General features: G+C 65.0%; 19 protein-coding genes. 6 read left to right on the forward strand and 13 right to left on the reverse strand.

What is annotated here, in order from left to right:
- Positions 1-16: 16 nt before the first annotated feature.
- The 3 genes from AC1DLO_RS14470 to AC1DLO_RS14480 form a co-directional block, all read right to left on the reverse strand.
- Positions 17-457: an SRPBCC family protein gene (locus AC1DLO_RS14470; RefSeq protein ID WP_476890380.1), complete on the reverse strand. Its 441-nt coding sequence runs from the start codon at positions 455-457 to the stop codon at positions 17-19.
- Positions 458-771: 314 nt separating this feature from the next.
- Positions 772-1,719 (reverse strand): RluA family pseudouridine synthase, encoded by a 948-nt coding sequence (locus AC1DLO_RS14475; protein ID WP_476914515.1) that lies wholly within the window; start codon positions 1,717-1,719, stop codon positions 772-774.
- A gap of 49 nt (positions 1,720-1,768) precedes the next feature.
- Positions 1,769-3,406: an alkaline phosphatase family protein gene (locus AC1DLO_RS14480; protein ID WP_476890381.1), complete on the reverse strand. Its 1,638-nt coding sequence runs from the start codon at positions 3,404-3,406 to the stop codon at positions 1,769-1,771.
- 253 nt (positions 3,407-3,659) lie between these two features.
- On the opposite strand from AC1DLO_RS14480, the gene AC1DLO_RS14485 reads away from it, so the two are divergent.
- Positions 3,660-4,292, forward strand: a complete 633-nt coding sequence (locus AC1DLO_RS14485; protein WP_476890382.1) for an ArsR/SmtB family transcription factor — start codon at positions 3,660-3,662, stop codon at positions 4,290-4,292.
- On the forward strand, positions 4,285-4,977 hold the full coding sequence (locus AC1DLO_RS14490) for an SRPBCC family protein (RefSeq protein WP_476890383.1): 693 nt from the start codon (positions 4,285-4,287) through the stop codon (positions 4,975-4,977). The genes AC1DLO_RS14485 and AC1DLO_RS14490 overlap by 8 nt, the downstream gene beginning before the upstream one ends.
- 101 nt (positions 4,978-5,078) lie before the next feature.
- Here the strand turns inward: AC1DLO_RS14490 and AC1DLO_RS14495 are convergent, their stop codons facing one another.
- On the reverse strand, positions 5,079-5,651 hold the full coding sequence (locus tag AC1DLO_RS14495) for a TetR-like C-terminal domain-containing protein (protein WP_476890384.1): 573 nt from the start codon (positions 5,649-5,651) through the stop codon (positions 5,079-5,081).
- A gap of 92 nt (positions 5,652-5,743) precedes the next feature.
- On the opposite strand from AC1DLO_RS14495, the gene AC1DLO_RS14500 reads away from it, so the two are divergent.
- Positions 5,744-6,238 (forward strand): DUF4188 domain-containing protein, encoded by a 495-nt coding sequence (locus tag AC1DLO_RS14500; RefSeq protein ID WP_476890385.1) that lies wholly within the window; start codon positions 5,744-5,746, stop codon positions 6,236-6,238.
- Positions 6,239-6,330: 92 nt separating this feature from the next.
- Here AC1DLO_RS14500 and yczR read toward each other — a convergent pair whose 3' ends face one another.
- Positions 6,331-7,818: a MocR-like transcription factor YczR gene (gene yczR / locus AC1DLO_RS14505; protein ID WP_476890386.1), complete on the reverse strand. Its 1,488-nt coding sequence runs from the start codon at positions 7,816-7,818 to the stop codon at positions 6,331-6,333.
- A gap of 59 nt (positions 7,819-7,877) precedes the next feature.
- On the opposite strand from yczR, the gene yczE reads away from it, so the two are divergent.
- Positions 7,878-8,498 (forward strand): membrane protein YczE, encoded by a 621-nt coding sequence (gene yczE / locus AC1DLO_RS14510; protein WP_476890387.1) that lies wholly within the window; start codon positions 7,878-7,880, stop codon positions 8,496-8,498.
- A 32-nt stretch (positions 8,499-8,530) separates the two neighbouring features.
- Here the strand turns inward: yczE and AC1DLO_RS14515 are convergent, their stop codons facing one another.
- Both AC1DLO_RS14515 and AC1DLO_RS14520 read right to left on the reverse strand, forming a co-directional pair.
- On the reverse strand, positions 8,531-9,475 hold the full coding sequence (locus tag AC1DLO_RS14515) for an Fpg/Nei family DNA glycosylase (RefSeq protein ID WP_476890388.1): 945 nt from the start codon (positions 9,473-9,475) through the stop codon (positions 8,531-8,533).
- A gap of 29 nt (positions 9,476-9,504) precedes the next feature.
- Positions 9,505-14,523 carry an ATP-dependent helicase gene (locus tag AC1DLO_RS14520; protein ID WP_476890389.1) on the reverse strand — a complete coding sequence of 1,673 codons (5,019 nt, stop codon included), beginning with the start codon at positions 14,521-14,523 and terminating at the stop codon, positions 9,505-9,507.
- 128 nt (positions 14,524-14,651) lie between these two features.
- Here AC1DLO_RS14520 and AC1DLO_RS14525 point away from each other — a divergent pair, with 128 nt between their 5' ends.
- Positions 14,652-15,311 carry a hypothetical protein gene (locus tag AC1DLO_RS14525; protein WP_476890390.1) on the forward strand — a complete coding sequence of 220 codons (660 nt, stop codon included), beginning with the start codon at positions 14,652-14,654 and terminating at the stop codon, positions 15,309-15,311.
- Here AC1DLO_RS14525 and AC1DLO_RS14530 read toward each other — a convergent pair.
- The 3 genes from AC1DLO_RS14530 to AC1DLO_RS14540 all read right to left on the reverse strand — a co-directional run bounded on the left by AC1DLO_RS14530 (position 15,274) and on the right by AC1DLO_RS14540 (position 17,446).
- Positions 15,274-15,903: a DUF4232 domain-containing protein gene (locus AC1DLO_RS14530; protein ID WP_476890391.1), complete on the reverse strand. Its 630-nt coding sequence runs from the start codon at positions 15,901-15,903 to the stop codon at positions 15,274-15,276. The genes AC1DLO_RS14525 and AC1DLO_RS14530 overlap by 38 nt on opposite strands.
- A 105-nt stretch (positions 15,904-16,008) precedes the next feature.
- Positions 16,009-16,737 (reverse strand): YcnI family copper-binding membrane protein, encoded by a 729-nt coding sequence (locus tag AC1DLO_RS14535; RefSeq protein ID WP_476890392.1) that lies wholly within the window; start codon positions 16,735-16,737, stop codon positions 16,009-16,011.
- Between the two features lie 85 nt (positions 16,738-16,822).
- A complete protein-coding gene (locus AC1DLO_RS14540; RefSeq protein WP_476890393.1) occupies positions 16,823-17,446 on the reverse strand; it encodes a hypothetical protein in 624 nt (207 codons plus the stop codon).
- Positions 17,447-17,731: 285 nt separating this feature from the next.
- On the opposite strand from AC1DLO_RS14540, the gene AC1DLO_RS14545 reads away from it, so the two are divergent.
- Positions 17,732-18,211, forward strand: coding sequence for a hypothetical protein (locus AC1DLO_RS14545; RefSeq protein ID WP_476890394.1), 480 nt, complete (start codon positions 17,732-17,734; stop codon positions 18,209-18,211).
- A gap of 113 nt (positions 18,212-18,324) precedes the next feature.
- Here AC1DLO_RS14545 and AC1DLO_RS14550 read toward each other — a convergent pair whose 3' ends face one another.
- From AC1DLO_RS14550 to AC1DLO_RS14560, 3 genes are all read right to left on the reverse strand, one after another.
- Complete coding sequence (locus tag AC1DLO_RS14550; protein WP_476914507.1) at positions 18,325-18,693, reverse strand: LapA family protein; 369 nt, start codon at positions 18,691-18,693, stop codon at positions 18,325-18,327.
- 85 nt (positions 18,694-18,778) lie between these two features.
- On the reverse strand, positions 18,779-19,867 hold the full coding sequence (locus AC1DLO_RS14555; protein ID WP_476890396.1) for a fatty acid desaturase family protein: 1,089 nt from the start codon (positions 19,865-19,867) through the stop codon (positions 18,779-18,781).
- 191 nt (positions 19,868-20,058) lie between these two features.
- The gene (locus AC1DLO_RS14560) at positions 20,059-21,279 is read right to left on the reverse strand and encodes a cation:proton antiporter (protein WP_476890397.1); all 1,221 of its coding nucleotides are present in this window, start codon (positions 21,277-21,279) and stop codon (positions 20,059-20,061) included.
- Positions 21,280-21,305 lie beyond the last annotated feature (26 nt).

Genomic DNA, 21,305 nt, shown 5'->3' on the forward strand with positions numbered 1-21,305 from the left:
ACGTCCCGGGGGAGCTTCAGGCGGGGCCCTCTTCAAGCACGGTCTTCAGCTGGCCGAGCTGTCCGACTTCCGACTCCATGGTCTTGGTGATCATCGAGCCCATGAGCTTCATGAAGCCCTTGGGCTGGAGATCCAAGGCAAAGCGCACTGTGGTGCGGCCTTCGTTTTCGTCCAAAGTGAAGGATCCAGTTGGGCGGGCCGGGCCAGCAATGACCTGGAAGTCGAGGCGCTTGCCCGGCTGGGCTTCGGTGATCTCGTAGTCGCCGGCGATCGTGCGACCACCGGGGCCGGCCAGCGTCTGGGAGTACACAGCACCCTGGGCGCCAGCTTCGCCGCTCGCGAGGGCGGCAGTCTTGACGGCCGGACGCCACAGCTTGTTGTTGAGCCCGTCTGCCAAGAAGGCATAGACGTCGTTTGCGGGGCGGTTGATCGAGACTTCGTTTTCAGCGTGGGCCATGTGGTTCCTTTTCGCGAGACCGAATACCGCGCCTGGTCGCCAGGCCGGCAAAACTGAGCATATACGTCCGGTCCGGTTGGAGGCTGGGAGCCCGCCTTCGTTTCGGTGCTGCGAGCGCTCGTCACCCCGACGCTCGTTCACTTATGCTGCCCGTTCGGTCGACCCTCCTGCAGATATGACACAGGGTGGACATGTTCCCCAATTTTGGTGAGCGAGGGTTGGGGGAGGGGCCGGTATTGGTGAGCGAGGGTTTGAGGAAAAGCCGTGATAGGTGAGCGAGGGTTGGGGGAGGGGCCGGTATTGGTGAGCGAGCGTCAGGCGGGGTGGGCTTCGCTCAACTCAAGCTCGCTCCGGTATTCCACGGCTTGCTTGCTGATGGGGTCAACGAATCGGATGCCACGGGCCAGCAATTGCAGGGGCTTGGAATAGTCGTCCGGGGCTTTGTCCAGGAGCTCGGGGTAGAACGCGTCGTTCACGATTCCCAGCCCGAGCGAAGCCATGTGCACGCGAAGCTGGTGGGTCTTGCCCGTGTGGGGCTCAAGCCGGTACAGCGCTCGGCGAGCGGCGCCGCCGTCGTGCCCGCCGCCGTCGAACGTTCTCAGCAGCTCAATGCGCGTCTCCGCGTTGGGTTCGCCGTCGATCACTTCGGCGAGCAGGTAGCTGCGGGATTTGGTCATGCGGTTGCGCACGACGGCGGGGAGCTCGACGGCGGGAAAGCCTGCGGCGGGTGCCGCGGCAGAGACGCACTCGTACTCCTTTTGCACCTGCCGCTTTTCGAAGAGCACCTGGTACTTGCCGCGGGTCTTCGGGTTGGTGGAGAGCAGCAGCACACCGGCGGTCATGCGGTCGAGGCGGTGCATCGGGATGAGGTCTGGCAGGTCCAGCTGGTTCCGGAGCCGGACGAGCGCCGATTCCTGGATGTAGGTGCCGCCCGGGGTGGTGGGCAGGAAGTGGGGCTTGTCGACCACCAAGAGGTGCTGGTCCTGGTGCAGGATGTTGATCTCCACCGGCATCCGGGTTTCCGGCGGCAGGGTTCGGTAGTACCAAATGAAGGTGTGTTCTTCGAGCGGGGTGCCGCGGTCAAGTGGCGCGCCGCCTTCGCCGACGATCTCGCCGGCGTCGAACCTGTCCTCGATGCCCTGGGGATCGATGTGGCCCCAGCGGTGCATCATGTAGTCCATTGCGGTGTCCCAAGGCCCCTCGTCCGGGAGGCGCAGACGGGTGGCGTTGACGCCGTCGCGCACTGGAAGGGGGGATTGCATCACCGGTCCATTCTACCGGGGCTGCAACAAGGGCAGCCCCGGGGGCCGCCTAGTACGTTGTGCCCCCGGGCAAGATGACAGGCTTGATGGGCTGCTGGTTGAAGTTGAAGTCGTTCACCAAGTTGCCAAGCTGGGGGTTGTCCTCACGGACGCCGGGCCGGGGATCTGGCCGTCCGTCCGCGGCTGGGTCGAGGCGTTGGCCGTGGAGGAAGTCGTCTTCGATAAACTTGGCGTAGGCATCGTGGCTGAGGATCTGGTGGTCGATGTTGCCTTGCTTGGCATAGGGGCTGATGACGATTCCCGGGACGCGGAGGCCGTAGCCGTTCTGGTCGACGGTGGGCGGGGTGACGTGGTCGTAAAAACCGCCCCAGTCATCCCACGAGAGGAAAATGGCGGTGCTGTTCCAGTCCGGGCCCGACATGACGGCATTGATCAGGCCCGTGACGTACGCCTGCCCGGTGCTGATCAGTGCCGGGGGGTGTTCGCTGACGGCTCCGGTGGGGTCGATCCAGCTCACGGCAGGCAATGTGCCCTTCTTGGCGGCGGCGTAGAAGTTGGCGAGGGACTGGATGTTGCCGAGCTGGCCGTCCTGCTTCACGGTGTCGAAATAGGGCAGCGGATTCCAGATGCCCGGGGTTTTCGCGTTCTGGGTTACGGGAGCGCAGGTCATGGCTGCGTCGTCTTGGCAGTCGGGCTCGGTGCCGTTGAAGACGTAGTAGGCCCAGGGCACGTTCTGTTTGTGCAGCAGGTAAGTCAGATCGGTCCAGGCGTAGTCAGGGGGAGCAAGCAGCTTGGCGGCCGCCAGCAGCTTTTGCTTGAGCGCTTCGGGGAGGGCTGCTTTGTCGATCGCGGCCCGGCAACTCGTGTAGGAATCCGAGCCGGCGCAGTTTTGCGTGATGAGGGTGTGCAGTTGGGTCGCGATGTCCGGGGTGATCCCCGCTGCGGCGAGCGCGTCCTTGCAGGTCTTGTTCTGCAGGCCGGCCCGGCACTTGCCGATGAGTGTGGACTGGATTGAGGTGGTGAAGTCCGGCGGGCTGCCCGGATTCTGAAGGGCATTGACGCAGGATTGCGGGTCGTCCGCCCGGCTGCATTTGGCCGACCATTCCGAGACCATGTACAGGTGGGCGGGCAAGCTCCAAGAGGCGTTGGGTTCGAACATGTGGTCCTGAAGCGTGAAGTCCTTGGCATATGCCCAATAGTTGGGCAGGTCACGCGCGTCGTGGTAGCCCATCACGTCGCTTTGGTTGCCGCCCGCGCAGGCTGGGGCGTTAGGTGCACAGTTTCCTGACGCCTTCTCGGCCTGGGCAATGAACCCGTCCATCTTTCCACCGTCAATGTCAGCCGTGGCGTTGTTCTGGCTGTGCGGGCCACCGGAGTTCCGGTCAGACGGGTCGTAGTACGGTTTCACGCACAAGCTGTGGGCCGGATCCGGAACGCACACCGTGGGGGAACCGTTTTGCATCGGTATCCCGTCCGCTCCGGGGAACGTGCCGAAGTAGCTGTCGAACGAGCGGTTCTCCTGCATGATGACGATGACGTGTTGGATCTTTGAGATGCCCGTATTCACGGCCCCAGCACCGCCCGCAGCACCGCTTGCGCCCGCCCCTGACGCCACCAATGACCGGGACCAGGAGGCGCCGAAAAAGATTGTAGCGCCCACAAGCGCGATGACCGCGACAATGGACAAGGCAGCGAGGGCAGGGCGCCGTAAAACCCAGGCTCGAATCCGCCCTTTGCGGCGCCTGAGTGGCCAATCGGCTCCGGACCCAGCGGGCGGACTATTGAACCTCATCTTGCACCTCAAGGACAGTGATACACGCAGGGTACTCCTTCGCTAACCGCACGGGTACAGGCCGGCGGGGCTCGTGCATGGCGCCCGCAACCCTCCGACGAGAAAAAAATTCTTGACAATAAAAATTGTCGGTAGGCACAATAGAAGCATGTTGGACATCGAAGTGATCGAGGACCCCGCCGCGGCGGAAGCGTCGCTGGACCCGATCCGCACCCGCATCCTGCAGGAGCTTGTCGAGCCCGGTTCCGCCACCCAGCTGGCGGTCAAGGTCGGCCTGCCCCGGCAGAAGGTCAACTACCATCTCAAAGCCCTTGAGCGGCATGGGCTTGTGGAGCTGGTCGAGGAACGGAAAAAGGGCAATGTCACCGAACGCGTTTTGCGCGCGACGGCGGCGTCGTACCTGATCTCGCCGGTGGCGCTTGCATCCGTGGCGCCGGATCCCCGACGCTTCTCGGACCGCTTTTCCGCCTTCTGGCTGCTGGCCCTCGCGGCCCGGACGGTCCAGGAGATGGGCAAGCTGATAGCGGGCGCGGCCGCGGCCAAGAAGAAGCTTGCGAGCTTCGCGATCGACGGCGAAATCACCTTCCGATCGGCGTCGGACCGTGCCGCTTTTGCCGAGGAACTCGGCGTTGCGGTGACCCGGCTCGTGGACAAATACCACGACGGCGGTGCTTCCGCACTGGCGAGCGGCGCACGCAAGCACCGCCTCGTCGTCGTACTTCATCCCGTACTCAAGACAAACACGCAGCACTCTCCAGAAAAGGAACAGGACAATGACTGACAACCGTGAATTCGAAATCGTGGCCGACACCGAACTGCCCGGCACTCCTGAACGGGTCTGGCAGGCTGTCACCACTGACACCTCGGCGTGGATGTTCCCCACCGATCAATGGCCGGCCGTGAAGACCGTGGACGAATACCCCAGCCACCTCGTGTCGAGAATGGACGGGCCGGACGGCTGGTTCAACCAGTTGGAGCACGTTCTGGAACCGCTCGACGGCGGCCGGGCCAAACTGCACTATGTCCACAGTGGCATCTTCGCGGACAACTGGGAGGAGCAGTACGACGGCGCCAGCAAGCACACGGAGTTCTACCTGCACACCCTGGGTCAGTACTTGCAGTACTTCGACGGCAAGCCCGTAGTCTTCACGGACATCCAGGGCCCGGCGGCCTCGCAGACGCCCGACGGTTTCGTACAACTGAAGAAGGCCCTCGGCGTGGATGACGTTGCGCAGGGTTCAACGGTTGAGGTGGACGTCGACGGCGTGGGGCGGCTGAGCGGGGAACTTGACTTCTCCAACCAGCACTTCCTGGGCCTTCGGACGGCCGATACGCTCTACCGTTTCTTCGGCCGCAACTCCTTCGGAGCCCCAGTGGGTATGACGGTGCACGATTTCAGCGGCAGCGGCGATTCCGAACTGACCGCGAAGGCCTGGGGCGGGTTCCTGGAGAAGGTGTACGCCTAAGTCCTCCGACGGGTAGAACGCTGGCCGACGCGCAAATGGTCTGGCGACAACGGAATTCCGTTGTCGCCGGGTCATCTGCGCGTCGCGTGGAAATTCGAGCGTCATTGCCAGCCGCGCGCCACCGCATCCAACGCCGCGGCATAGATCCCTTCCCAATCGGTTCCGGAGTCATTCATGTTCGCCAGTTCCAGGCTCACCAGTCCGTGGACCTGCCCCCAGATGGACATGGCGATCGTTGCGGCATCATCGCGGCGAATAGCCCCCGCTTCCTGTGCGGCATTCACGGCTTCCACTAGCGGAAGCATGGCTTCCGAGGCGACTGCCGGCGTCGGGCTGCAGTCCACATAGCTGGCAAGCGCGCCGCCAAACATGAGCCGGTACAAAGCCGGATGTTCCAGTGCCCAGGAGCGATAGGCGAGGCCCAGGCTTCGGAGCCCGCCGCTTTCGGCGAGGCGTTGCGAGTCCCCGAACGAGCGGAATCCGTCGTCGACGGCGGCCGTCAGCAACTGTGCCTTGCCGCCGAAAAGTGAGTAGATCGCCGTGGTTGAGGTCTGGGCAGCTGCGGCAACGTCCCGGAGAGTGACTCGCGCGGGGCCATCCCGGTCCACGAGTTCGGCCGTTGCCTGAAGAAGCCGCTCCCGGACGAGCTGGTCATGAACAATGGGTCTTGCCATGCCTTCAAGTGTTTCATAACATTGTTTCATAACAACGTTATGAAACTCGAAGAGCGGAACTTCAGATACGGTTCCCAGACCGAAGGATTCACATGGCACAGGAAGTCTTCCCGGGGCGCTTCACAGCGGACACCGGGCGCGAATCAGTGACCGTATTCCTTATCGGAATGCGGGCCAACCATTGGTGGAAGATCGGCAAAGTTGCGCGTGTAGCCTCGGCCATGCCCACCATGCTGCTCCATCTCGCAGCACATCCCGAGTCTGGAATGCTCGGTTGCGAACAGTGGTTCGGGCGCACCACCATGCTGCTCAGCTACTGGGAGAGTCCAGAGCATCTGAGGCGCTTTGCCGCGGACAGGGATTCGCCGCACTTGGGACCGTGGCGACGTTTCATGAAGGAAGTCGCGGGAAGCGGTGACATTGGCGTGTGGCACGAAACTTATCAGGTGCCGTCGTCCGGAATCGAGGTGGTCTACAACGGCATGCCGCAGTTTGGCCTTGCCAAAGCCACTGCGCATGTTCCGGTCGGGCCGGGCACCAACACCGCAAAGCAGCGCATGGGTTCATCCACGGTACCGCACGAGTAGCCCCCGCATCACCCAACTGGCTCGCACTTAGTGTCGTTCTGAGCCTTCAAAACGACAACAAATGCGAGCTAGTTGGGTGGGCGGGAGGAGGGCTACGCGACCGCGGCGGCTTCCTTGGGTGCCTTCAAAGTCCTCCGGAGCTGCGGAGACGCGTCGATCCTGGCTTGGGCATCTCGCAGTGCCAACACCGCCGTCTCGAGCTGTGCCGGCGGCAAGGTGTACGGGACCCGCATGAAGTGTTCGAACGCCCCGCCGACTCCGAAGCGCGGTCCGGCCGCCAGCCGCACGCCGAAGTCCGGGGCGACGACGGTGAGCGCGGTACTCGACGCCGTCGGCAGCCTGCACCAAGCCGTGAGCCCGCCGCGCGGCCGTTCGACGTGCCAATCGGGCAGGTGCTCGGCGAGTAGTCCGAGGAGCGCTTCCCGGTTCCGTCGCAGTTCCTCAAGCCTGGCGTCCAGCGGTTCGGCGAAGGCCCGGAGCAGCCGTGCCGCGGCCAATTGCTCGACGACGGGCCCGCCCAGATCCATGGTGGTCCGGGTCTGCACGAAGCGGCTGATCAACTCTTCTTCAGCGCGGATCCAACCGGTCCTGAGTCCGGCCCAGTGCGACTTGCTGAGCGAACCGATCGTGACCACCGCCGGACTGAAAGCTGCGAGCGGGGAGGTTTTGACGGCGTCGAGGTTTAGCTCCCGCAGTGTCTCGTCCACCACCAGGACAGTGCCCGTTCCTGCTGCCTCGCGGACAAGGCGTCGGCGCTGGAGATTGGACATGATCCGCCCTGTGGGGTTGTGGAAGTCTGGCACGAGGTAGGCCATGGCGGGGCGTTGGTGGCGCATCGCGGCGACCATGCCGTCGATATCCCAGCCTGCGCCTGCGGCAGGATCGGCGCCAGCGCCTGACATCGGCTCCGCGGCCGGCGGCATCGGCACCGGAACCGTGCGGGAGCCCGAGGCACGGATGGCATCGAGCGCGTTGGGGTAGCTGGGGTGCTCCACAAGGACCTTCTGTTGCCGACCGGCCAGCGTTTTCAGGATGATGTTCAGGGCATGCTGAGCCCCGGAAGTCACCAAGATCTGCGCCGGCGTCGTGGGTATCCCGGCTGCTGTGTAGCGCTCCGCGATGGCTTCCCGAAGGGGCGGGAGGCCGACAGCGTCGTAGCCAAAACCGGGCAAGAGCGCCGGGAGGTCAATCAACGCATCAGCAAAAGCCCGGTGCACCACCTCGCCCGTTGCCGGCAGTGAGGCGTAGGCGAGGTCAAGAATCCCCTCCGGAACAGCGAGGCCCGGTCCGCTGACTGGAATCGTCCGGTGCGGAATGCCCGTCCTGCCCCGGCTGCCTTGCCCGCCGCTGAGGAATCCTTGCTCGCGGAGGCTGGCGTAGGCGGCGGTGACGGTGGTCCGGCTGACGCCCAGGGTGACGGCAAGCGCACGCTCGCTGGGCAGTGCGACGTCGAGCGGGATGCGTCCGTCCATCACCAAAAGGCGTACGACGTCGGCAAGCTCGCGGTAGGCGGGAGCGGCGCCAGTGTTCCATGCGCCAAGGAGACGCGCCATGGCTGCGGGGTTCAGGGATCCGGACATAAGACCAGTATTGCAAACTGGCTATGGAAAGCAATGCCAGTTTTCGGGATCATGGTTTCATGATGACCCGCAGAATCACCCAGCTCCTGATCGGCCTCGCAATGTATGGGATCTCCCTGGCCATGTTCATCCGGGCCGGCCTTGGCCTGGACCCTTGGGATGTGTTCCACCAAGGCGTCGCGGGAAAGATCGGGTGGAGCATCGGAACCGTCGTGGTGGTTGTCAGCTTCCTCGTGCTGCTCCTCTGGATACCGCTAAGGCAGATGCCCGGCTTCGGAACCCTCGCCAACGCCGTGTTGGTGGGTGTCTTCGCGGACATCGGCTTGGCTTTGATCCCTGCTTATTCCCACCTGGGCGGCCAGATCGCCATGCTCGCCGGTGCCGTAGTCCTCAACGGCATCGCCTCCGCTTGCTACATTGGCGCACGCCTCGGCCCCGGTGCCCGAGATGGGCTCATGACGGGGCTTGCGCGCCGCACGGGTTGGTCGGTGCGCTTGTCCCGGACCTTGATCGAGGTTGTGGTGCTCGGTGTGGGCTGGTTGCTTGGTGGCTCCGTCGGCGTCGGAACCGTGGTGTATGCGTTGGCCATCGGGCCAGTGGTTCAGCTGTTGTTGCCTCGTTTCACGGTTCCGGAGAAGGCTTCCAAGAGTGCCCCGGAGGAAGTGCCGGCCGCTGCGTGACACGGATTCGTTCTGCCGACGCGCGAATTTCCCTACGCACCCGGAATTCCGGTGTCACTAGGTAATTCCCGCGTCGGGAGTAAGGGACTGGGCTGGCACTCCGGGCAGAAGTAGATGTTCCGGTCCTCCAAGCCCGACGCCGGTCCCAGCACGCCGCGGCGAATGGGCGTACCGCAACGAAGGCATGGCTTGTGCTCGCGGCCGTACACCCAATAGCCAGGACGCAGGGCTCGCGGGCCACGCGTCGTCCGAGGCCCGGGTCCTAAGTTGGCCTCGAGCAGGCTCTTGGCTTCCTCGAGTATCCCCGCCAGATCCTGGACAGCCGATACCGGCGCGGCCGGATGCACCCCAGCCAGGAAACACGCTTCGCAGCGGTAGATATTGCCGATGCCAGCCACATTCCGTTGGTCGAGGAGTGCCAAGCCAATCGGGGTGTCCGGCGCGGACCGCAGCCGACCAACAGCCTCTTCGGCGTCCCAATCCGGCCCTAGCAGATCCGGGCCAAGGTGCCCCACCACACGGGGTTCGTCCGACGTCGGGATCACTTCGAGGATGCCCAGGGAGAAGCCGACGACGTCGGCGCTCGCCGTGCGGAGAACGCACCTGGCCGTGTGGCCCGGTTTCCTCCACCGGCCGCCGGGGGCATAGACCTGCCAGCTTCCCTCCATTTTCAAGTGCGAATGGATCGTCAGGGCGCGGCGGGCTGTCACGACCTTCGCTGGTCCAATCGCGTCCGGTTCGTCCTCCGCCGATCCAGGCGCGCCGCTCCCGACCTCCGTGCGGCTCCCAGCCTCCACAGGCTCCAGCAGACGCATGAGCAAGTGCTTTCCCCGTGGCACTACCTCGGACACGGTCCATCGGGCCAGGCTGAGGGTGGCGAACCTGGGCACGCGGAAATCCGAGGAGACAAGCACCTGACCCGCTAGTACGCGGTGAAGCTCCGTCGCGGCGCGCCAGATCGAGTCACCCTCAGGCACGGATCCCCATCTCAGGCACGGAACCCATCTCAGGCACGGATCCTCAATCCCTTCGGCGTGGAGTACGCCCCCGCTGCCGCAAGAGCAAAGGCTACGGGGGTGTCCAAGAGGTCGTGGCCGTTCACTTTCTCCATGATCAACTTGTCTACTGCTCCCCGACGCACCACGCCTACCAAGGCTGCAGCGGCAGCCGCCAGGACGGCGTCGTCGTGGCTGAAGGTCAGTAGGGTCTTCCCGCCGCGCTCAACGTACAGGACCAAGGCGCCGTCGACTATCACTACCAAGGCTCCGGCCTTCCGCCCCGGACGGTGACCCGATCCGGCGTCGACCGCCAGCGCGGGCCACGGGAGGGCAGCGCCGTAAGGGTTGGCGGGATCCGTCGCGGCAAGTGCCAAAGCGACAGGCTCGGCTTTGGCGAGTTGGGCGTCTTCCGTGAAGGAGCGCAGGCGGTCAACCGTGGCGGGAACGGCAAACTGGGCGGCGCCGAGGTGCTCGATGAAGTAGCCGCGGCGGCACCGGCCGGCTTCTTCAAGGCGCGCGAGAACCTTATACATCAGGCCGAAGCCGCCCACGATGTTCTCCACCATGACGGATCCGCGGGTCACCACGCCGTACCTGTCGAGGAGCAGTTCGGCGGTGCCGCGGGCATGGATGGTGGGGTCGAGCTCAGGGGCGGGAAGTGCCGACCAGCGGCCCACAGCCAGCGGGGGAGTGGGTGCCGTTCCGGTGACAGATCCATAGCGTCCGCCCGTGAGCCCCGGGGATCCCATCAGGCCCGTGCCATGCGAGCGGCCAAGCCTGCTCATGCGCAGGGACCTGGCACGTGGTGGCCGGGCGGGCTGCTTGTGTGCTGTGCGACCCCCGGAAATCAGCGCGCGGACGGGGGCGAAAGTGTCGCCTGTGATGCGGCCGGCCCACACGAGATCCCACAGCGCGGACACCACGGCGTCGTCGCTGAGCACCGCATCCATGCCGCCCGCAACCTCGGTGAGTTGCCGGAAGAAGTAGGCACCCCCGCCGGTCTGCAGATATTCCAGAAGACGGAGTTGGGCGTCTCCGGGTGCGAATTCAGGGTCCGGGTTGAGGGTCAGCTCGGCGGCTTCGGCCACATGGAGGCTGATCCATCCGTCGTTCCCAGGCAACGAACCGGCCCCGGACCACAAGACCTCACCGGCCGCCATGAGCTCGTCCAACATGGCAGGCTGATAGTCGGGGATCCGGCTGGCCAGCACCAATGGCTCCCATGCCGACGCCGGAACGGGCACGCCGGAGAGCTGATCGATGGCTGTCATGATCCCGTCCAACCCGCGCAATGCCGGGGCGCCACGGGAGCGGCCTGCGGCCGGCACGGATACGTTTTGCCAAGCGGGCAGGAAGCGGCCGTACGCGGCAGCGTCCACTGGTTCCACTTCAGCTCGCAGTGCGGCCAGGGAACGACGCCGGAGCTTGCGTAACACTTCGGCGTCGCACCATTCGCTGCCCGGCAGAACGGTGCCCTGAGGAACGCTGCCCGGCGAAGCATCGGGAACCTCCGGCGCCAGCGCCGGCCCGGGCGAGTCAGGTGCCTCATCGGGAACCGTATCCGGCACGCTGGGGTGCGGGCGGAACTCACCCTCCACCACCCTGCCGTCCGCCGCCAAGCGTTTCAGCGCAGTGCTCACGACGGCGACGCCTAGTCCCAGCCTCGTTGCGGCTTCCTCGGCCGTGAACGGTCCGTGGGTTCGTGCGTAACGGGAGACGAGATCCCCGAGTGGATCATGGACGGGTTCGATGAACGCGAGGGGAACTCCCATGGGCAGCGGAGCGCCGATGGCATCCCGGAGCCGTGCCGCATCCTCGATGGCCGCGAATCGTTCAACGCCGCTGAGGGTCACGGTGAGGGCGCGATTGGCTTTCCGTAATGCGGCCAGATGCAGTCCGGCGGCCAGATGCAACGCGGCCGGATCCGCGGAGGCCACCGCACCTTCCTCAGGCTGCAAACGGGCAGCCACTTCTTCCACGCTCAGTGGGCCCAGCAAGCGCAGCAAGTCCGCGACGCCTTCCATGCCACGGACTCGCCGGTCCGGCGCGAGCCGTTGAAGCTCGAGCTCCGTGGACTCAATGACTTTCGCGTCCAGGAGCTCGCGCAGTTCCACCCTGCCGAGGAGTTCGTTCAGGAGCGTGGAGTCGAGGGCTAACGCAGCGGCCCGGCGCTCGGCGAGCGGGGAATCACCCTCGTACAGGTACTGGGCCACGTAGCCAAAGAGCAGCGACTTGGCGAACGGGGAGGGCTGCTGCGTGGTTATCTGGACCAAGCGCAGTTCGCGGCGCTCGATCGACGCGGCAATGTCTTTCAGAGCCGGGAGGTCGTAGACGTCCTGCAAGCATTCGCGCACGGTTTCGAGCACGATCGGGAACGACGGGTATTTCTTGGCGACATCCAGCAATTGCGCCGAACGTTGCCGTTGCTGCCAGAGGGGTTGCCTTTTGGCTGGATTCTGCCGCGGCAGCAACAAAGCACGGGCAGCGCACTCGCGGAAACGGGAGGCGAACAAAGCACTGCCCCCAACTTCCGCCGTCACGATTTGCTCGAGCTCGTCCGGGTCAAAGAGGAACAACTCGGCTCCGGGGGGTTCATCTTCCATCATTGGCACGCGCAGCACGATGCCGTCGTCGGCGGCCATGGCGGAGCCGTCCAGCCCGTAGCGCTGCTGGAGCCTCTGCCCGACGGCGAGGGCCCACGGTGCGTGGACGGGCATGCCAAAGGGGCTGTGCAGCACCACCCGCCAATCGCCGAGTTCGTCATGGAACCGTTCGACGACGAGTGTCCGGTCATTGGGGACGACCTCTGTAGCCTGCTTTTGTTCGCCCAGATACTGGAGCAGGTTGCCGGCGGCGAAGTCGTCCAGGCCGCTGGCCTTGCAGCGTTCCAGGGCCGGCCCTTGGTCCGCAGCGGAGAGTTCCCGCACGAATGCTCCGAGCGCGCGGCCCAGGTCCACTGGCCGGCCCAAGGAATCACCCTTCCAGAAGGGAAGCTTCCCAGGCTGGCCGAAGGCGGGCGAGACAAGGACACGGTCGTGCGTGATGTCCTCGATTTTCCAGCTGGTGGCCCCCAATGCGAAGACATCGCCGACGCGTGATTCGTAGACCATTTCTTCGTCGAGCTCGCCGACGCGTCGGCCGCCTTTGGCAGCGCGCGACGCCGGACTGGGCTCCTGCGCGGACGCCTCACCGGTGCCGCCGGAGCCTTCGGTTTCCGTGCCGATGATGTAGACGCCGAAGAGTCCGCGGTCCGGGATGGTTCCGCCCGAGGTCACGGCAAGGCGCTGTGCCCCTGGGCGGCCTTCGATGGTGCCGGCGTTGCGGTCCCATACGATGCGCGGCCGGAGTTCGGCGAATTCGTCCGAGGGATACCGTCCGGCCAGAAGGTCCAAGGTGGCTTCGAAAGCGGAGCGGGGAAGGGTGGCGAAGGGGGCCGAACGGCGCACGGTGGCGAACCATTCCTCAACGTCGATGCTTCCCAGGGCTGTGGCGGCGACGGTCTGTTGGGCCAAGATGTCCAAGGGGTTGGCGGGAACATGGAGGCGCTCGATCTGGCCGCTCAGCATGCGTTCCACCGTGATGGCGGTGTGGACGAGGTCTGCCCGGTGCTTCGGGAAGAGCACGCCTTCCGAGATCTCACCCACTTGGTGGCCCGCGCGGCCTACCCGTTGCAGGCCGCTGGCCACCGACGGCGGCGACTCGACCTGGACTACGAGGTCCACCGCTCCCATATCGATGCCGAGTTCCAGCGATGACGTGGCCACAACACAACGCAACCGGCCGGATTTGAGGTCGTCCTCGATGAGTGCCCGCTGATCCTTGGACACCGACCCGTGATGGGCACGGGCCAGGACCGGATCAGCGTCGGTGGTGCTTCCGGCTTGGGCCATCATGTGCGCGGGAGTCGATGTCGAGGACGGCAGTCCCGAGGACGGCAGCCCAGAAACAGGCGCCCCAAAATCAGCCGGCACCGAATCCGCCGCAGCAGAAAACACATCCACCGCCATGAGTTGGCGCTCCGCGTAGATCTCGTTGAGCCGGGCCGTGAGGCGCTCCGCGAGGCGGCGGGAGTTCGCGAAGACAATGGTTGACTGCTTGGACAGGACAAGATCAACGATCTTCTCCTCAACATGCGGCCAAATGGACGCTTGCGGTTGCAGCCCGGAGGCCGGTCCTGAGTCGAAGGCGCCGGCCGCTCCTGCCAAGTCCGACATGTCCTCCACAGGAACGCTGACGCTGAGGTTCCAGTTCTTGCGCGACGGTGGTGCGACGACTTCCACGGGTGCCGAGCCAGCGAGGAACTGAGCCACGAGTTCGTGTGGCTCCACGGTGGCCGAGAGCCCGATCCGTTGGGCAGGTTTGGGGAGCAGTGCGTCGAGCCGTTCCAACGACACGGCAAGGTGGGCGCCGCGCTTGGTGCCGGCAACCGCGTGGACCTCGTCGACGATCACGGTATCCACCTCGCTGAGCGTCTCCCGGGCCTTCGATGTCAGCATCAGGAACAGGGACTCGGGCGTGGTGATGAGGATGTCCGGCGGGTGGCTGAGCAGCGCGCGGCGGTCCGCCGTCGTCGTATCCCCTGAGCGGACGCCGACGCTGACCAACGGAGCGGGCAACCCGAGCCGTTTCGCGGTTTGCGTGATGCCGATCAGTGGCGAACGGAGGTTGCGTTCGACGTCGACGCCGAGAGCCTTGAGCGGGGAAATGTACAGGACGCGGGTCTTACGTTTGGGGGCTTTGGCGCGGGCGCGGGCGGTTGGATCCTGAAGCCCCGGAAGCGCATCAGGAGGGTCCTCCGGGGACAGCGACAAGAGCCTGTCCAGGGCCCACAGGAAAGCGGCGAGCGTCTTGCCGGATCCGGTAGGTGCCACAACCAAGGCGTGCGAGCCGGACGAAATGGCCTTCCACGCGCCATCTTGGGCCGGCGTGGGCGCGGTGAATGCGCCGAGGAACCAGTCACGTGTGGCACGGCTGAAGCGGTCCATGGCTGTGTGGCCCGAACCGCCCGCTAGCTCCCGCTCCTGCATTCCTCCATCATGCCTCACGGCACCGACAAGATAACGTTCTCGCTATTGCCCGTGGACCCTCAGCGCCGTAGTGTTTCGGTCAATCCGCCAGTCCGCCGGAATGAATCTTCAGGAGCTGAGGCAACGGTGTGAGCCGAAAAACGAGGGTCATTGTTGCGACGGGAATCGCTACTGCGATTATTGCGGTCACGATGTCGGCGGCCGGAGTGTTTTCAGCCCCGGAGGCATCGAGAACGACGGCGGCAAGCCAGCCCGGCGCCCAAAATGCGGACCCGGCTAATCCAGAAGAAGTCATGGCGATCCGGAACGTCGTCACCCGGGCGATCGACTACCGGAACCACCGGATCGTTTCCGGAACCGCTCCCGCGACCATGGAAAACGTGGACGAATATTTCACCCCTGACGCTGCGCCGGCGGTCCTTCGGGATTTTGCTTTGCTGGAGAATCTCCCAAAAAAGCTGGTGCCCTTCGGTGTGGTCCATACGGCTAGCCGTTCGGACATCGCGTTTCAGGACATTGTCGCCGGGAATGGCAAGGCAACGGCGAGGGTCAAGGAGCAAACCACTCTTGGCCTTGCGCCGATAAACGGGATCCAAGGTCCCGACGAAGGCTATGTTTACGAGCAGCTGTTTGAACTTTCACAGTCCGGCGGCGTTTGGAAGATCTCCGGGACCCGGCCGGTGAATCCGCTCGGATTGGGACCCCCGACTGTCATTGACCCTCGTTCCCGCGCGGCGCCAAGCCGAGCCCCTACTCGGCCTGGAAAGCCTGAACGCTCAGGAGGTTGATGTTGGTGTTGCTGCAGGCCGTGCGTTGCTGCGGGATGAACAGCGAGGCAGTGTCCTCGGGCGGGTAGACCCGGAGTCCGGCTGCAGGAACCTGGGTGCATTCGGGGTAGTTGCCGGCCTGCGTGTAGCGGAGCTGGGCGAAGCCGGCCTTCCCCGGAGCAAGGACCACGGCTGTCACCGGCTGCGTGTCATCGCGGGAGGCGGCTGCGCCGATCGGATCGCCCGTGGGCGTGGACGTGAGTGAGACGCCCGGGAAGCCATTGAGGACACAGGATTCCGTGCCGGAGTTGGTGAGGATGAGCTTCATGTAGACGCTGCCTGCCGCTCCTCCGCCCGTGGAATCGACGGATGCTGTCAGCGAGGCCGCTTTGCAGAGAGCAACGCCGGATGGCGTCATGCTCCCTGTGGGTGATGACGTGGAACTGCTGCTTGGGCTCGACGTGCTTGAAGCGGACGCCGAAGACGATGCCGACGCCGTTCCGCTTGCCGTGCCTGTGCCCTGTGCCTGGCCTTGGAAACAGCCGGAGAGCAGGAATACCGAGGCTGCTGCCATCGTGAGCAGGAGACCGTTCTTGACTCGCATATTCGTCATGCGCACAGCCTTTCGTCGTCATTTGCTTGAGTCAACTGCGGCGCGGCAGCGGCGCCGGATTGGTCCCCGGATCGTAATGTTCCGGGGACCAATCCCGCGGAGTTGTTACTTGGACTCTGCGGCCTTGGCGGAACGGCTGCGGAAGAATGCCGCGCCTCCCAGCCCCAGCCCCGCCACGCCGGCGATCAGACCGGCCCAGCTGCGGGCTTGCGATCCGTCGTCGGTCACTGAAGATGCTTGCTCTGTAGAGACTGAAGCGGCCATGTGGCCGCTACCCGCAGCGGCATCGGCTGCGGTGACGGCTACCGACGGAGCCGGAGCCTTCAGCGAGTGCGGGTCCTGGCCGTCCTTGGGGATTTCAGCCCAGTTTGTCTGCCCCTGCTCGCAGTTCTGGAGCGTGGGGAAGTAGAGGGTCTTGCCAGCGGCGTCGGGCAGCTTGACGGACAGGACCAGGGCATCGCGCTGGTGCGGGTCCAGCGGGGCCTTGGCCGTGTAAATGATCTGGCTGGTCCGCTTGGTGATGGAGGTGCCGTCGGCCAGCTTCTTGGGCTCGGGCAGGGTCTGCGTGACCTTCTCGATGGTCCAGTTGGGGTTCACTGTGGGCGTGGCGTCTGTCAGTTCCTCGGGGAGGTTGATGGTCAGCTTGGTGGTTCCCGAAGTGTCGCAGCCGTGCGGAACGCCGAAGGTCAGCAGGGCGTAGGAGTTCGCCGCGGTCTTGTCCGGGGTGACCGAGACATGCGCAGAGGCGCCTGCGAGGCCGGCCATCATCAATGCGGCGGTGCCGCCGGCGATTGCGGCGGCAGAGAGGGTACGGCGGAGTGAGGAATTGTTCATGGTTTTTGCCTTTCAAAGGGCGCGAGAAAGCACGCCAAAGTACGGGGATGGGCCCGTCACCAGTTGAAGGCGGTGCCGGGCGGAGTCAGGAGAGTACGACGACGGCGGGTGGGCCGCGTCTGCTGTCTTGCCTGAGGTTCCGCCATGGGCGGGGGATGAATGCGGCAGGTGCGCCGAACGCTTCGGCCGAGCTGCTGGCGTCGGGCCTGAAGATCAGTCGGATGAGCTGCAGGAGGGGACGGAGCCATGCCGCGAGCTGCCACAGTGCCGCTTCGCCCTTGGCCAGGACCAATGCCGAGGCGGCCGTGGCGAGGACGTGTCCCGTCAGCATCAACCAGCTGAGCGGAGTGTCGAGTTCGTGCAGATGCATTGTTCCGGCGCCGAGGTCCGGGGCAATGTGCTCCACCCCCATGTGGTGCGCCGGTGATCCCGGAGCCGCGACGGCAAGCGGTCCGAATGCCGTGAACGCCTCGTGCAGGGCCAGCTGGCCGGCACCCAGGAGCGCGGCGACGGAAAAGAAGCCGAGTTTGAACCGGGTGGCCAAGGTGGTGATGAGACCGGTCAAGGCAAGGACGGCGAGCAAGACCGGAGCCACGGGAAGCTCACCGCCAGCCAGGACGTGCGCCCCTGCCGCAAGGGCCACAATGGCGACGGCAAGAGCGCCTGAACGGATGGCGTGGAAGGGCGTCCGGGCAGGCGATGCGTGCACGGGTCCTCCCTCGGTAGCGTTCCAGCGGATGGTTGACCGTCCTAGTCCGGCCGGTCAACCCCGTAATTCTACCGGTGGTTCGTGGCCGGTCGGCTGTCGGATGGGTCCTGTGACGCGGGTTGGCCAGGATCCTCCATTCGCGACTGAAAGTTCCCGCCCGTTCGGGTGCCCCCGTCACGAAGCCGGCGGGTTCGCGAGGGACTGTCCTGACGAGGCGAAGTCGCCAGAAATGGGTTTAGAGTAGGCAATGTCGGCAATTGCCGCGGATACCCTCTAGGAGGGTGCATGAACTCGAACCAATCCAGCTCCGAACAATTCGGGAAGCACCTAAAAAGCGTCGGCGGATCGGAAGCCGACGTCAGCGACTCCACCTACGTCGTCGCCGAGGAAGACACCGTGGAGAGTGTCGTATCCGGCCTTCGAATCGAACGCCAACAGCAAGGCGAACCGGCCAGCGAGCCCGCTATTCTCCACGCCTCCGCCGAGGTCCTGATCAGTCGGCGCGACGAACATGACCCGGACCATCACGCCGGAACCTCCCGGCCGGGGGAGTACCAGCTGGATATCCACCTCGGCGCGGATCACATCATCCGGGTACCCATCCCTGAGACCGATCTGGAGGCGGCCAAGATCTGGGCCCAGGGACGTATCGACGCTGAGGGCGCCGATTTCGGCGCCATCTACTTCCCCGCCGGGGGCGGCGAGGCGCCCGGCACGGGCGCGCTTGAATGCCGTTACGACCGTGCCGTGGGCTGGTACAGGTAGCCTGACCGCCGCTGATTGACCGACGAGGGGCGCAGCAATGCGGTCAGCCCACCGCGGTACTTTGCGGCAGTGAGAACCGCTATGGGTCCTGGGGTGTCGGTTTGGGGCAGCCGCTAGCCACGGTTGTGGAGCATCCGTACCTTGCGGGCGTTGGAGCGGAGCTGGATGATCCTCGCTGCGCCTGCAACAGCTACGAGGATTCCCCCGGCGACACTGGCGATGAACAGGGCCATGCCCAGGGAGAGCGTGCCCTCAAGGCCGAGGAACAGTATCCTGGCGGGTTCTTGGTTCTGCAGGATGAAGATGATCAACAGCACCAGCAGGATCAGTGCCGTAACCACCGCCACCCACACCACGCCGGACCGGGTTGGTGTGGGCCTCGTCTCAGCGGGGAGAGAAGGGTCGGTCCCCGCGGCCGCTCCCGTCGGGGGTGGCTGCTCCGGCGGCAGCGCCCCTGGCGTCACTGGCTCCGATGCCATCATTGCTCACTTTCCTCTCGGTACAGTTCAATCCTCCGCTGACGGCCGCCCGCGGCGGGTACTGGTGCCCCGGGCGCCGGCGTTACGTTCAACGGGGCCTGGAACTTTCCACCATGGGGCATTCGAACGGACCACCGGCAAGGAGGCCGACGGCGTTCAAGTACCTGACCACAATCGCGTAGGAGGCGATGAGACTGGTCTCCGTGTAGGGGATTCCCTGCTCCCTGCAGGTAGAGCGCACGAACGCGGCTGCGCACTGCAGGTATGGCCGGGGCATGTCCGGGAACAGGTGGTGTTCGATCTGGCGGTTCAGCCCGCCCATCAGGACGTCCATAAACCTGCCGCCGGCGATGTTGCGTCCGGTGAGTACCTGGCGGTGAAGGAAATCCGCCCGGCTGGAGGCTGGCAGGATCGGCATTCCCTTGTGGTTCGGCGCGAACGAGGCGCCCATGTAGAACCCGAACACGCCCACCTGCACACCCAGGAACGCGAACGCCATGCCCAGGGGTAGCAGCCAGAACACCAGCGCGGGAACCACGAGCAGACGCATCGCCAGAAGCGGGATCTCGACCCACCGGTGATCCACGTTCCCGCGGCGGAGCAGATACTTCAATGAGTCAACGTGAAGGCTTAGGCCGAGGAAGAACAGCAGCGGGAACAGCAGCCAGCCTTGCCGGCGCGTTACGCGGATCATGAAACCGCGCCGGGAAGCGGCCGCCTGCGGATGGAAGGCGATGGCGCCGGTGTGGATATCCGGGTCCTTGTCGATCATGTTGGGGTGGTTGTGGTGGCGGGTGTGCTTCTGCGCCCACATGGCGTAACTGATCCCGCATAAGCCGGTGCCGATCAGGCGTGCAGACCATTCATTCATCCCTTTGGACGCGAAGATCTGACGGTGTGCTGCCTCGTGTGCCAGGAAGCCGAACTGCGTCAGTACCACTCCCATCCCGGCGGCGATCAGCAACTGGAACCACGTTTCCTCAAGCAGGATGAAACCAGTCCATGTGCCTGCCCACGCTGCCATCAGAATGGCGAAGAGGATGATGTAGAAGCGGCGTCTGCGTCGTAGAAAGCCCGCGTCCCGCATCTGCTTCAGGAGAGTGACGTAGCTGTTGACCACCTGGTTCGGGGGCTGGTGCTGCCGTGGGTTATCGGCCTGGGAAGGTGTTTTTTCCATGTTATCTCGACCCATTATGGGGTCAGTGCGACACTCTGGATCTGGCACTTCTTACCCCTTGCCCATATAATACGCGTGGTTGGATCAGGGTGGAACGGTGCCCTGCACTTGGCCAACACTCGCACGTACAGGGCCGTCGGCAGTGGCGAGGGCGATGCAGGACGATGTTCCATCCGCGCGACTACCCGAAGTCACGCCGCGGGTTCGGGGGACCCGGCCGCCGTGGCCGGTCCACCTTCCGACGGCTTGCCTGCTGGCCCCTCGCCCGCGGGTTCCTGGGCGGCCTGCGAGAAGGTTCGTGCCGCCCGCGAGCCGGCGAGGGTGCTTGCCCCGATGCTGATGAGGGCTCCCAGGATCATGGCCGCGGCTTCTCCCGGTTCCAGCAGATGCAATTGGGTCCCGATGGTGGCGGCGGCAACCGGTACTCCCAATTGCGATGCAGCCAGCACCGCGAGCGGCAACGGCTGGCCGAGGAACCGGAGGCTTCCATGCACCAGCAGCGTTCCCAAACCAAGGCAGATCCCGAGGAGAATCATTCGCGGGCTCCCGGCGAGCGTACGCAGGTCCAACGATGCGCCCAGCCAGACGAAGAACACCGGCCCCAGGAAACCGTCGCTGACGGCGAAAAGTTGGTGCGCCAGGCGCCGGGGTTCGCCCACCGCGGAGACGACCAGGCCAAAGGAGAACCCGGCCAGCATAATCGACACGTGGCCCAGGACCGCCAACCCTGAAAGTGCGAAGAGCAACGCCAGTTGGATCCGCAGCTCCAGCGCGAATTTCCGGTCTTCGGACATGTCATGCAGCCGCCCGCGGTTGCCGCTGTTCTCCAACCAGCGAAGCACGAAGAACAAGACCAACGCGCAAGCAGCGACGACGGCTGCCCCCACCGCTGCCCGGCCAGCGTTAGGCGGGTCGACGGCTAACGGAAGCGCCACGATACATGCGATGTCAGCAATCGCCACCTGCGCCGTCGTCGTCAGGACCTTCGGCCCGGTCAGCCGCAGCGAGTCGACGATCGGCAGGACCAGCGCTGCGGACGAGGAAGCGAGCAGAACGATATAAAGGGGTGCATGTCCGGTGCCGAAGGAAAGAGCAATGACGATTCCGACGACGGCGGCCAGCACCGCAGCGACGCCGGCGCGCAGGGCGCCGCCACCCAGAGCGGGACGGATGGCCTTATCCCGCACGGGAACATGTGTCCCGGCGACGAACATGATGAGGGCGAACCCGACGTCGGCCACGAAGGTGAATGTGGGGTCCGAGGAGTCCACCAACTCCAAACCGGTCCGCCCGATGGCGATGCCCGCAAGCAACTGGCCCAGCACCACGGGAAGGTGCCATTTCCGAGGCAGCGCCAGCAGCGGACCGAGGAGCGCGACCGCGGCGATCAGCGAAAGCTGAAAGAACGACACTCGTTCCTCCTTCTACCGGCGTTGCG

This window comes from Arthrobacter sp. 01T419, assembly GCF_056398865.1.